The organism is Pseudomonas sp. JL27(2026), assembly GCF_056933555.1.
Genome location: NZ_CM167794.1, coordinates 1,971,623 through 1,984,717 on the forward strand (window position 1 = coordinate 1,971,623; position 13,095 = coordinate 1,984,717).

Sequence of the window (13,095 nt, forward strand, 5' to 3'; positions counted from 1 at the left end):
AATTCAAGATTGGAGAGAGCAATGGCCGAAGCAAAAGTATTGAGTGGCGCCGGGCTGCGTGGCCAGGTCGCCGGGCAAACCGCCTTGTCCACCGTGGGGCAGGAAGGCGCAGGCCTGACGTATCGTGGCTATGACGTTCGCGAACTGGCCGCCGAAGCACGTTTCGAAGAAGTGGCGTACCTGTTGCTGTACGGCACGCTGCCGAATCAGTCGCAACTGGCCAACTACATGGACAAACTGGGTCAACTGCGGGACTTGCCGCAAGCGCTGAAAGAAGTGCTGGAGCGCATTCCTGCCGACGCCCACCCGATGGACGTGATGCGCACCGGTTGCTCGTTCCTGGGCAACCTGGAACCGGAGAAAAGCTTCGCCGAGCAGCACGATGCCACCGACCGGCTGCTGGCTGCGTTCCCGGCGATCATGTGCTACTGGTATCGCTTCAGCCATGAGGGCAAGCGCATCCACTGCGTGACCGACGAACCGTCCATCGGCGGGCATTTCCTGCACTTGCTGCATGACAAGAAGCCGAGCGAGTTGCACATCAAGGTCATGAACGTTTCGCTGATCCTCTACGCGGAACACGAGTTCAATGCGTCGACCTTTACCGCCCGCGTGTGTGCGTCGACCTTGTCCGACCTGTTTTCCTGCGTGACCGCCGCGATTGGCTCCCTGCGCGGTCCGCTGCACGGCGGCGCCAACGAAGCGGCGATGGAAATGATCGAGCGCTTCGCCTCGCCGGAGGACGCCATCGAGGGCACCCTCGGCATGCTGGCGCGCAAAGACAAGATCATGGGCTTCGGTCACGCGATCTACAAAGACAACGACCCGCGCAATGAAGTGATCAAGGGCTGGTCGAAAAAACTGGCTGACGAAGTGGGCGACAAGGTGTTGTTCCCGGTCTCGGAAGCCATCGACAAAACCATGTGGGAACAGAAAAAACTGTTCCCCAACGCCGACTTCTACCATGCCTCGGCGTACCACTTCATGGGCATCCCGACCAAGCTGTTCACGCCGATTTTCGTCTGCTCGCGCCTGACCGGCTGGGCGGCGCATGTGTTCGAACAGCGTGCCAACAACCGCATCATCCGCCCGAGCGCCGAGTACATCGGCGTCGAACAGCGCAAGTTCGTGCCAATCGAACAACGCTGAATGGTGGGGCCTGAAAGGCGCTGATTTTTTATGTGGTAATCGGACCCTGTGGGAGCGGGCTTGCTCGCGAAGACGGACTGACATTCAACATGGATGTCGACTGACACACCGCTTTCGCGAGCAAGCCTGCTCCCACATTTAAAGGCATTCCAGCCACAGACCAGTGCCAGGCCCCACCTTTTGAAACTACCGTGACCGAGTCCTGACGATGAACACAGAATTTCGCAAACCGCTGCCCGGTACCCATCTGGATTATTACGACGTCCGTGAGGCGGTCGATGCTATCCAGGCTGGCGCCTACGACACGCTGCCGTACACCTCGCGCGTGCTGGCGGAAAACCTGGTGCGTCGCTGCGATCCGGCGACCCTGACCGATTCCCTGAAACAACTGATCGAGCGCAAGCGCGATCTCGACTTTCCGTGGTTCCCGGCCCGCGTGGTCTGCCACGACATTCTGGGCCAGACCGCGCTGGTGGACCTCGCCGGCCTGCGTGACGCCATTGCCCTGCAAGGCGGCGACCCGGCGCAAGTCAACCCGGTGGTGCCGACCCAACTGATTGTCGATCACTCCCTGGCCGTGGAGTGCGGCGGTTTCGATCCTGATGCGTTCACCAAGAACCGCGCCATCGAAGATCGACGCAACGAAGACCGTTTCCACTTCATCGAGTGGACCAAGAAGGCCTTCAAGAACGTCGACGTGATTCCGCCGGGCAACGGGATCATGCACCAGATCAACCTGGAGAAAATGTCACCGGTGATTCAGGTGCGCGATGGCGTGGCGTTCCCCGACACGTGCGTCGGCACTGACAGCCACACCCCGCACGTGGATGCCTTGGGCGTGATCGCCATTGGTGTCGGCGGCCTCGAAGCTGAAAGCGTGATGCTCGGCCGCGCCTCCTGGATGCGCCTGCCGGAAAGCGTCGGCGTCGAACTGACCGGCAAGCTGCAACCGGGCATCACCGCCACCGACATGGTGCTGGCGCTGACCGAGTTCCTGCGCCAGCAGAAAGTCGTCGGTGCCTGGCTGGAATTTTTCGGTGAAGGGGCATCAAAACTGACGCTGGGCGACCGCGCGACCATTTCCAACATGGCCCCGGAATACGGCGCCACCGCTGCGATGTTCTACATCGACCGGCAGACCATCGACTACCTGAAACTCACGGGCCGTGAAGACCAGCAAGTGCAATTGGTAGAGCTGTACGCCAAGCAGTCCGGCCTGTGGGCCGACAGCCTGAAAAACGCCGAATACGAGCGTGGGCTGAGCTTCGATCTGTCCTCGGTGGTGCGCAACATGGCAGGCCCGAGCAACCCTCATGCACGGGTGGCGACCACCGACCTCGCGGCCAAGGGCATTGCCGGTCAGTGGGACGATGTGCCGGGGCAAATGCCCGATGGCGCGGTGATCATTGCCGCCATCACCAGTTGCACCAACACCAGCAACCCGCGCAACGTCATCGCCGCGGGCCTGATGGCGCGCAACGCCAACAAACTGGGGCTGACCCGCAAGCCGTGGGTCAAGTCCTCGCTGGCACCGGGTTCGAAAACCGTTGCGCTGTACCTCGATGAAGCTGGCCTGACCCAAGAGCTGGAACAACTGGGTTTTGGCGTGGTGGCGTTCGCGTGCACCACGTGCAACGGCATGTCTGGCGCACTCGACCCGGCGATCCAGCAGGAAATCATCGACCGCGATCTGTACGCCACGGCCGTACTGTCGGGTAACCGCAACTTCGACGGCCGTATCCACCCGTACGCCAAGCAGGCGTTCCTCGCGTCGCCGCCGCTGGTGGTGGCTTATGCGATTGCCGGGACCATCCGTTTCGACATCGAAAAGGACGTGCTGGGCCTGACGGCTGACGGCCAGGAAATCCGCCTCAAGGACATCTGGCCAAGCGATGAGGAAATCGACGCGGTGGTCAAGGCGTCGGTCAAGCCGGAGCAGTTCCGCCAGGTCTACATCCCGATGTTCGCCATCCACGAAGACACCGGCCCGAAAGTCGAGCCGCTGTACGACTGGCGTGAAATGAGCACCTACATTCGCCGTCCGCCGTACTGGGAAGGTGCGCTGGCCGGAGCGCGTCCGCTCAAGGGCATGCGCCCGCTGGCGGTGCTGCCGGACAACATCACCACCGATCACCTGTCGCCGTCCAACGCGATCATGCTCGACAGCGCCGCAGGCGAGTACCTGGCGAAAATGGGCCTGCCGGAAGAGGACTTCAACTCTTACGCGACTCATAGGGGCGATCATCTCACTGCGCAGCGTGCGACTTTCGCCAACCCGAAACTGTTCAACGAAATGGTCCTGGAAAACGGCAAGGTCAAGCAGGGTTCGCTCGCTCGCGTGGAGCCGGAAGGCCAGGTCAAACGCATGTGGGAAGCCATCGAAACCTATATGGAGCGCAAGCAGCCGCTGATCATTATTGCCGGTGCCGATTACGGTCAGGGGTCGTCCCGTGACTGGGCGGCCAAGGGCGTACGCCTGGCCGGTGTCGAGGCCATCGCTGCCGAAGGGTTTGAGCGTATCCACCGCACCAACCTGGTGGGCATGGGCGTGTTGCCGCTGGAGTTCAAGCCGGGCACTGACCGCAAGACCCTGGGCATCGACGGCACTGAAACCTTTGACGTGGTGGGCGAGCGTACGCCGCGTACCACGCTGACCCTGGTTATCACCCGCAAAAATGGCGAACAACTGTCGGTGCCGGTCACTTGCCGCCTGGACACCGCCGAAGAAGTCTTGATTTACGAGGCGGGCGGTGTGTTGCAACGTTTCGCCCAGGACTTCCTTGAATCGGCAGTTGCCGTTTAACACGACGCGCCGCGCGGGGCTTCAAGCCCCGCGCTGGCCAATGAGGACACTCCATGGCCCACATACCCCAGATCAAGATTCCTGCCACCTACATGCGTGGCGGCACCAGCAAAGGCGTGTTTTTCAGCCTGCAGGATTTGCCTGAAACGGCGCAGGTTCCAGGCTCGGCCCGCGATGCGCTGCTGTTGCGGGTGATCGGCAGCCCCGACCCGTATGAAAAGCAAATCGACGGCATGGGCGCGGCGACGTCCAGCACCAGCAAAACGGTGATCCTGTCCAAGAGCCTCAAGGCGGATCACGATGTGGATTACCTGTTCGGCCAGGTCTCCATCGACAAGCCTTTTGTCGACTGGAGCGGCAACTGCGGCAACCTCTCGGCGGCGGTTGGCTCGTTTGCCATCAGCAGCGGTCTGGTTGATGCCGGTCGCATTCCGCACAACGGCGTGGCCGTGGTGCGTATCTGGCAGGCCAACATCGGCAAGACCATCATCGCCCACGTGCCGGTCACCGACGGCGCGGTGCAGGAAACCGGTGATTTCGAACTCGATGGCGTGACCTTTCCGGCGGCCGAAGTGCAGCTCGAATTCATCAATCCAGCGGCGGAAGAGGAGGGCGCGGGCGGTTCGATGTTCCCCACCGGCAACCTGGTCGATGACCTGGAAGTGCCCGGTCTTGGAGCCCTCAAGGTGACCATGATCAACGCCGGCATCCCGACGATTTTCGTCAACGCGCAGGCGATCGGCTACACCGGCACCGAGTTGCAGGGCGATATCAACAGCGACCCGAAAGCGCTGGCGATGTTTGAAAGCATCCGGGCGCACGGTGCATTGCGCATGGGCCTGATTGCCAGTCTCGATGAAGCGGCCAAGCGTCAGCACACACCGAAGGTGGCATTCGTTGCGCGGCCGGCCGATTACGTTTCCTCCAGCGGTAAACCGGTGGCGGCAAACGATATCGACCTGTTGGTGCGCGCCATGTCCATGGGCAAGTTGCACCACGCGATGATGGGCACGGCGGCCGTGGCCATCGGCACGGCGGCGGCCATTAACGGCACGCTGGTAAACCTGGCGGCGGGCGGCCATCCACGTAGCGCGGTGCGCTTCGGGCACCCGTCGGGCACCTTGCGCGTCGGTGCCGAGGCCCATCAGGTCGACGGTGACTGGACCGTGACCAAGGCCATCATGAGCCGCAGTGCGCGGGTGTTGATGGAAGGCTGGGTGCGTGTGCCGGGTGATGTGTTCTGATCCCGACACAAAGCTAATGTGGGAGCGGGCTTGCTCGCGAAAGCGGTGGGGCAGTCAACATCAATGTTGGATGTCAGTCAGCCTTCGCGAGCAAGCCCGCTCCCACATTTGATCCCGTTCCTACAATAAGAAAGCAGTAACCGACTGAGATTGATCCTGAACCGAGGTCCCATTTACGAACCACTGCCAGAGTGAATCGAACATGAGTGCCAACGTTGACCTGAACAACCGCCCTGACTACGACCGCGTCCTGCAAGACATTGCCGACTACGTCCTGAACTTCAAGATCGAATCCCCCGAGGCCCTCGACACGGCCCGCCATTGCCTGATGGACACCCTCGGCTGCGGCCTGCTGGCCCTGCGTTTCCCCGAGTGCACCAAGCACCTTGGGCCCATTGTCGAAGGCACGGTCGTACCCTTTGGAGCCCGGGTTCCTGGCACAAGTTTTCGCCTCGATCCAGTCAAGGCAGCATGGGACATCGGCTGCATCGTTCGCTGGCTCGACTACAACGACACCTGGCTCGCCGCCGAGTGGGGGCATCCATCTGACAACCTGGGCGCGATTCTCGCCGTGGCCGATCACCTGTCGCAAAAACGCGTGGCCAATGGCGAGGCGCCGCTGACCGTGCGGGAGGTGTTGGATGCGATGATCATGGCTCACGAGATTCAGGGCGTGATTGCCCTGGAAAACTCCTTCAACCGGGTTGGCCTGGATCATGTGCTGCTGGTCAAGATTGCCTCGACCGCCGTCGCCGCAAAACTGATGGGCGCCAACCGCGAGCAGTTGTTGTCGGCGCTGTCCCACGGGTTTGTCGATGGCCAGGCACTGCGTACCTATCGGCATGCGCCGAACGCCGGTTCGCGTAAATCCTGGGCGGCGGGGGATGCGTCCAGCCGTGGTGTGCGCCTGGCGGATATCGCCATGCGCGGGGAAATGGGCATTCCCGGCGTGCTGACGGCCACACAGTGGGGTTTCTACGACGTGCTGTTCAGCCACACCAACAAGGACCTGGCCCTCAAGCCTGACGACAGGCGTGCTTTCAGCCTTGCGCAGCCCTACGGCACTTACGTGATGGAGAACGTGCTGTTCAAGATCAGCTTCCCGGCTGAGTTCCACGCGCAAACTGCCTGCGAAGCCGCTGTAACGCTGCACCCGCAGGTGCGCAATCGCCTGCATGAAATCGACAAAATCGTCATCACCACCCATGAGTCGGCGATCCGTATCATCTCCAAGGTCGGGCGACTGGCCAACGCTGCCGATCGCGACCACTGCCTCCAGTACATGACCGCCGTACCGCTGGCGTTCGGCAATCTGGTGGCCGAACAGTACGAAGACGAGTTTCACGCGGCGCACCCGGTCATTGATGTGCTGCGCGAGAAAATGGTTATCGTCGAAGACCCGCGCTTCACCCGCGAATACCTGGAGGCCGACAAGCGCTCGATTGCCAACGCGGTGCAGGTGTTTTTCAAGGACGGGACGAGCACCGAGCAGGTGGTGGTCGAGTACCCGATCGGCCATCGTCGCCGTCGCACCGCCGGTATCCCGTTGCTGGAAGATAAATTCAAGGCCAACCTGGCTACCCGGTTCACCGCGCAACGGTCGGCGCAGATCTTCGCCTTGTGCAAGGATCAGGCGAAGCTTGAAGCCACGCCGGTCAACCGATTCGTCGACCTCTTCGTGATCTAGTCGGACCGCGTCAGCGTTCTTCGTCGCGGCGCCAGCCTTGCTCCCGATGGCGATCTCACGGTCGCCATCGCCAGCAAACGGAACGTCTTCCGGTTCGGCTGTCAGCCTTTGAGCCACTTCTCCACCGGCAATTTGGTGATGGCAAACCCCGTCAACAGCACCGCCGAGTAGGCCATCAACTCGGACGATATCGTTTGCCCTTCGTACCAGGCGCCGATGATCACCGCGAACACCGGGAAGATGATGAACACAAAGGACAGGATGATCGGGCTCAACCGTTTGAGCAGCATGAAATACACAATGAACCCGCCGACCGACGCGACCAGCCCCAAGTAGAACAGCGCGCCCCAGGACCGCAGGCTGATGGTGTCGAACGTCGGTGCTTCGACCGCCAGCCCTGAACCCGCCAGCATCAGCCCGGCGATACCGATGGGCAGAGTGTTGTAGGTAATGACACTGATGGCGCTGCCGTGTTTTTTGGTCACCACGTAACACAGCGCATGCATGATCGCGGCGGCGAGAATCGCCAGCACGCCGAGCAATTCTGCGTGGTCCAGGTGCAACCCCTGGCTACGAATGATCATGAACAGACTGCCAAAGCCGATTGCGATACCGAGCACCTGTGAGGCGTAGATTTTTTCCCGTAGAAACACCGCCGAGAAAATCAGGATGAACACCGGCATACAACTGAACAGCAACGCGGTCAGGCCGGACGAAACGTGCATCTCGCCGTAGTTCAACAGGTAGTACGGCAGGCTGAAGTACGACAGTGTGACGAAAACGAAGAACCAGCGGCTTTCCCTGGGAAACAACAGCGGTTCCCGGCGTAGCTTCGCGAACGTCAGGAACAGTGGGAAGGCAATCAGAAAGCGCAGGCCCGCAGCGGTCAGGGGCGGCACGCTTTCGACTGCAATCTTGATCCCGAGCCACGTGGTGCCCCAACTCAGGCAAACGATGAGAAACAGTGCGCTGGTGATCAGGCCCGCCAGCCAGGTTTTGTGAGTCTTTTGCGCGGCATCGAGGGCAATGGATGCAGACATGACCGAACTCCTTTCGTGAGCGGAATTGACCTCTTTGGTGAAAAGGTCTATCCCTGATTGAACCCGTTTTCAGCACGCTATTAGGGAAGGTAATGGCTGTCAAAGTAAGTATTGCCATGGTGTCAATCCTGCGCGTCGCGCTCACGGACGGTGCGGGAATGAAGTACAAGCGGCTTGCCGATGCGGTCGAGCAGGGCATTCAGGACGGTTTGATCGAGCCGGGTTGCAAGTTGCCGCCCCATCGATTGCTGGCCGATAGCCTGGGCGTCACCGTCGGCACCATCAGCCGCGCCTACGCCGAACTGGAGCGCGTCGGGCGGGTGGTCGCCCGTGTAGGAGACGGCACTTATGTGCGTCAGCGCGGGATGGAGCGCCCGCGTGATGGTGGCTTTCGCAATGTCAGCGAAGAGCCACAGCCAGGCTTTGACATGAGCCGAAATCAGCCGATTCCCGGGCAGGAAGCGCTGCTGTTGAGCCAGGCTTTGCAAGCGCTGGCCGTTGACCCAATGGCCTTGCAGTGCATCAGCGGTTACACCGCCGAGGCTGGATTACTGCGTTATCGGGCGGCGGGTGCCCTTTGGCTGAGCCACGGGGATTTTGTTACGCAGGCTGAACAGGTCATTTGTGTCAATGGCGGTCAGCATGGGTTGCTGTGTACGTTGATGGCGCTGCTCAAGGCTGGCGATACGCTGGTGACTGAGCAACTGACCTATCCGGGGCTGATCAGCGTCGCCCGTACGCTGGGCATAAAACTCATCGGGCTGGGGATGGACGCCGAAGGGCTTTTACCCTCGGCGCTGGACGAAACCTGCCGTCACCACCGCGTAACGGCGTTGTATTGCACGCCGACGATCCAGAATCCTACGGCGGCAGTGATGTCGGCTACGCGGCGCGCGGCATTGGCGCAGGTCTGTCGTGAGCACAATCTGCTGATTATCGAGGACGAAGCTCACGCAGTGTTGGCACAGGACCGGCCGTTACCGCTGAGCTGTTTTGCACCGGAGCGTACGGTGCTGATCGGCAGCCTGAGCAAGGCTGTTTCCGCCGGATTGCGGGTCGGTTACCTGCATGCGCCACTGGCGTTGATCGGCCGGTTATCAGCGGCCGTGCGGACGAGTTGCTGGATGGCAACGCCATTGGTCATGGAACTGGCCACTTCATGGATCGAAACCGGTATCGCCCGGCAACTGTTGGGGCAGCAGGTCACGGAGATCAGCCGACGCAAAGCCTTGGTCGCCGGTCTGCTTGAAGGCCTTGAGTACACCACCCACCGCCACAGCCCGCATTTCTGGATCGAAGTGCCTGAACCCTGGCGTGCGTCGCAGGTCGAGGCTGAGCTCAAGCAGAACGGTTATCTGATTGCAACTGCCGAAGCATTCGCTGTCGGGCACGCCGCGGTACCGCAGTTTATTCGGGTGAGTGTGTGTAATACGTCTGGGGATGACAGGTTGCTGAGTGAAGGATTTGCGGCAGTAGCGAAGGCATTGGAGCAGGGCGCAGAAATCGCGTAATCGTTCATCGCGAGCAGGCTCGCCCCCACAGTTGACCGCGACCTCAAGGTAGATACGGTCCAGTGTGGGAGCGGGCTTGCTCGCGAAGGCGGTATGCCAGGCGCTGAAAACTTACTTGAAGCGCCGCTCCACGCCTTTCTCCACCAGAATCTTCGCCGAAATCTCTTCCACGGAGAAATGCGTGGAATTGATGTGCGCAATGTTCTCGCGGCGGAACAGGTTCTCGACTTCACGCACTTCGAACTCGCACTGGGCGTAGCTCGAATAACGGCTGTTGGGCTTGCGTTCATTGCGGATCGCGGTGAGGCGGTCCGGGTCGATGGTCAGGCCGAACAGCTTGTGCTGGTGGGCGCGCAGGGCGGCCGGCAGTTGCAGGCGCTCCATGTCGTCTTCGGTCAGCGGGTAGTTGGCCGCGCGAATCCCGAATTGCATGGCCATGTACAGGCAGGTCGGGGTTTTGCCGCAGCGTGACACACCCACCAGAATCAGGTCGGCCTTGTCGTAATAGTGCGTGCGGGCACCGTCGTCGTTGTCGAGGGCGAAGTTCACCGCCTCGATACGCTCCATGTAATTGGAGTTGTGGCCAATGGAGTGGGACTTGCCGACCGAATACGAGGAGTGTTCGCTCAGCTCTTGTTCCAGGGGCGCGAGGAAGGTGGAGAAGATGTCGATCATGAAACCATTGGAGGTCGCGAGGATCTCACGAATGTCCTGGTTGACGATGGTGTCGAAGATGATCGGGCGAAAGCCGTCGGTTTCAGCGGCTTTGTTGATTTGTTGTACCATGGCCCGCGCTTTATCAACGCTGTCGATATAGGGCCGTATGACTTTGCTGAAGGTAATGTTTTCGAACTGCGCCAGCAGGCTTTGACCGAGGGTTTCGGCGGTAATGCCGGTGCCGTCGGAGATAAAAAAAGCAGATCGTTTCATTTGCACCTTGGGCCTTAAGTGAGTGTCCTGTGCCACAAACGCGTACTTTTTTGGCGGCGTCTGTTGTCGCCATACTACGTTGCCGCTCCTCGCCATAGCCAGCTATGACTTGTCGCGGCGCCTTGTCAGGCAACAACAGTCACTCGCCAAAAAGGCACGCACTTGCGACACAGGACACTTTTAACGATTCTTGGATATGATAGGCGCGATTTGCCGGCCTGGAACGGCCCGCATTCTCACTTATTTTCCAGGTCCAGGCCATAACGCCGGCAAATTGCTCCCCTGAGCCGCCGGTGCCCTGAGCTTTTCCAACACAGTTAGTGGAGAGATCACCTTGGTAGAGTACGTAGTTTCCCTCGATAAGCTCGGCGTTCATGATGTAGAGCATGTGGGGGGCAAGAACGCATCCCTGGGCGAGATGATCAGTAACCTTGCGGGCGCCGGTGTATCGGTCCCGGGTGGCTTCGCCACGACGGCTCAGGCTTATCGTGATTTTCTCGAATTAAGCGGTCTGAACGACCAGATCCACGCGGCGCTCGATGCACTGGACGTCGATGACGTGAACGCCCTGGCGAAAACCGGCGCGCAAATTCGTCAGTGGATCATGGAAGCCGAGTTCCCGGAGAAGCTCAACGCCGAAATCCGCACCGCGTTCGCCGCGCTGTCGGCCGGCAACCCTGACATGGCCGTGGCCGTGCGTTCCTCGGCCACCGCCGAAGACCTGCCGGACGCCTCTTTCGCCGGCCAGCAGGAAACCTTCCTGAACATCCGTGGCGTCGAAAACGTCATCCGCGCGGCCAAGGAAGTCTTCGCTTCCCTGTTCAACGACCGTGCCATTTCCTACCGCGTGCACCAGGGCTTCGACCACAAACTGGTCGCCCTGTCTGCCGGCGTGCAGCGCATGGTGCGTTCGGAAACCGGCACCGCCGGTGTGATGTTCACCCTGGACACCGAGTCGGGTTTCCGTGACGTGGTGTTCATTACCGGCGCCTACGGCCTGGGCGAAACCGTCGTACAGGGCGCGGTGAACCCGGATGAGTTCTACGTCCACAAAGGTACGCTGGCAGCGGGTCGTCCGGCGATCCTGCGCCGCAACCTGGGCAGCAAAGCCATCAAGATGATCTACGGCGACGAAGCCAAGGCCGGTCGTTCGGTGAAGACGGTCGACGTCGACAAGGCCGAGCGCGCACGTTTCTGCCTGTCCGACGCAGAAGTCAGCGAACTGGCCAAGCAAGCAATGATCATCGAGCAGCACTACAAGTGCCCGATGGACATCGAATGGGCCAAGGATGGCGACGACGGCAAGCTGTACATCGTGCAGGCCCGTCCTGAAACAGTGAAGAGCCGCACCCAGGCCAACGTCATGGAGCGTTACCTGTTGAAAGAAACCGGCACCGTGCTGGTGGAAGGCCGCGCCATTGGCCAGCGCATCGGCGCTGGTAAAGTGCGCATCATCAAAGACGTTTCCGAGATGGACAAGGTCCAGCCGGGCGACGTGCTGGTGTCCGACATGACCGACCCGGACTGGGAGCCGGTCATGAAACGCGCCAGCGCTATCGTCACTAACCGTGGTGGGCGCACCTGCCACGCGGCGATCATTGCCCGCGAACTGGGGATTCCGGCGGTCGTTGGTTGCGGTAACGCTACCCAACTGCTGAAAGACGGCCAGGGCGTGACCGTTTCCTGTGCTGAAGGCGACACCGGTTTCATCTTCGAAGGCGAATTGGGTTTCGACGTGAAGAAAAACTCCGTCGACGCCATGCCGGAACTGCCGTTCAAAATCATGATGAACGTCGGCAACCCGGATCGCGCCTTCGACTTCGCGCAGTTGCCGAACGCCGGTGTGGGCCTGGCCCGCCTGGAGTTCATTATCAACCGCATGATCGGCGTGCACCCTAAAGCGTTGCTGAACTACGACGGCCTGCCCTCGGAAATCAAGGACAGCGTCGACAAACGCATTGCCGGTTACAACGATCCGGTCGGCTTCTACGTCGAAAAACTGGTCGAGGGCATCAGCACCCTGGCCGCCGCGTTCTGGCCGAAAAAGGTCATCGTGCGCCTGTCGGACTTCAAGTCCAACGAATACGCCAACCTGATCGGCGGCAAGCTCTACGAGCCGGAAGAAGAAAACCCGATGCTGGGCTTCCGTGGTGCGTCGCGTTACATCAGCGAGTCGTTCCGCGATTGCTTCGAACTCGAATGCCGTGCGCTCAAACGCGTGCGCAACGAGATGGGCCTGACCAACGTTGAAATCATGGTGCCGTTCGTCCGTACGTTGGGCGAAGCCAGCCAAGTGGTGGATCTGTTGGCCGAGAACGGCTTGAAGCGCGGCGAGAACGGTCTGCGCGTGATCATGATGTGCGAACTGCCTTCCAACGCGATCCTGGCCGAAGAGTTCCTGGAGTTCTTCGACGGTTTCTCCATCGGCTCCAACGACCTGACCCAGCTGACTCTGGGCCTGGACCGCGATTCCGGGATCATCGCGCACCTGTTCGATGAGCGTAATCCGGCGGTCAAGAAGCTGTTGGCCAACGCGATTCAGGCGTGTAACAAGGCCGGCAAATACATCGGTATTTGCGGTCAGGGCCCTTCGGATCACCCGGACCTGGCCAAGTGGCTGATGGAGCAGGGCATCGAAAGCGTCTCCCTGAACCCGGACTCCGTGTTGGAAACCTGGTTCTTCCTGGCAGAGGGTCAGGCTGCGGTCTGATCGGTGAAGCAAGCTCCGGTC

8 protein-coding genes are annotated in these 13,095 nt (G+C 60.6%); 6 read left to right on the forward strand and 2 right to left on the reverse strand.

Translation table 11 applies throughout. The features are described 5' to 3' along the window. The first annotated feature begins 21 nt into the window (after positions 1-21). The 4 genes from prpC (at position 22) to prpD (ending at position 6,883) form a co-directional block, all read left to right on the forward strand. Positions 22-1,149: a bifunctional 2-methylcitrate synthase/citrate synthase gene (prpC, locus tag AC1Z1G_RS08995; protein WP_483626519.1), complete on the forward strand. Its 1,128-nt coding sequence runs from the start codon at positions 22-24 to the stop codon at positions 1,147-1,149. 208 nt (positions 1,150-1,357) lie between these two features. Further along, the gene (acnD, locus tag AC1Z1G_RS09000; RefSeq protein ID WP_483626520.1) at positions 1,358-3,952 is read left to right on the forward strand and encodes a Fe/S-dependent 2-methylisocitrate dehydratase AcnD; all 2,595 of its coding nucleotides are present in this window, start codon (positions 1,358-1,360) and stop codon (positions 3,950-3,952) included. A gap of 53 nt (positions 3,953-4,005) precedes the next feature. Beyond that, positions 4,006-5,196, forward strand: coding sequence for a 2-methylaconitate cis-trans isomerase PrpF (gene prpF, locus AC1Z1G_RS09005; protein ID WP_483626521.1), 1,191 nt, complete (start codon positions 4,006-4,008; stop codon positions 5,194-5,196). Between the two features lie 202 nt (positions 5,197-5,398). Then, on the forward strand, positions 5,399-6,883 hold the full coding sequence (gene prpD, locus AC1Z1G_RS09010; RefSeq protein ID WP_483626522.1) for a 2-methylcitrate dehydratase: 1,485 nt from the start codon (positions 5,399-5,401) through the stop codon (positions 6,881-6,883). Positions 6,884-6,984: 101 nt separating this feature from the next. Here the strand turns inward: prpD and AC1Z1G_RS09015 are convergent, their stop codons facing one another. Beyond that, positions 6,985-7,872: a DMT family transporter gene (locus AC1Z1G_RS09015; RefSeq protein ID WP_483627787.1), complete on the reverse strand. Its 888-nt coding sequence runs from the start codon at positions 7,870-7,872 to the stop codon at positions 6,985-6,987. 143 nt (positions 7,873-8,015) lie between these two features. On the opposite strand from AC1Z1G_RS09015, the gene AC1Z1G_RS09020 reads away from it, so the two are divergent. Then, positions 8,016-9,434, forward strand: a complete 1,419-nt coding sequence (locus tag AC1Z1G_RS09020; protein WP_483626523.1) for an aminotransferase-like domain-containing protein — start codon at positions 8,016-8,018, stop codon at positions 9,432-9,434. Between the two features lie 111 nt (positions 9,435-9,545). Here AC1Z1G_RS09020 and ppsR read toward each other — a convergent pair whose 3' ends face one another. Further along, positions 9,546-10,364 carry a posphoenolpyruvate synthetase regulatory kinase/phosphorylase PpsR gene (gene ppsR / locus AC1Z1G_RS09025; protein ID WP_483626524.1) on the reverse strand — a complete coding sequence of 273 codons (819 nt, stop codon included), beginning with the start codon at positions 10,362-10,364 and terminating at the stop codon, positions 9,546-9,548. A 334-nt stretch (positions 10,365-10,698) separates the two neighbouring features. Between ppsR and ppsA the strand changes: the two genes are divergently transcribed. Continuing rightward, complete coding sequence (gene ppsA, locus AC1Z1G_RS09030; protein ID WP_483626525.1) at positions 10,699-13,074, forward strand: phosphoenolpyruvate synthase; 2,376 nt, start codon at positions 10,699-10,701, stop codon at positions 13,072-13,074. The last annotated feature ends 21 nt before the right edge of the window (positions 13,075-13,095 follow it).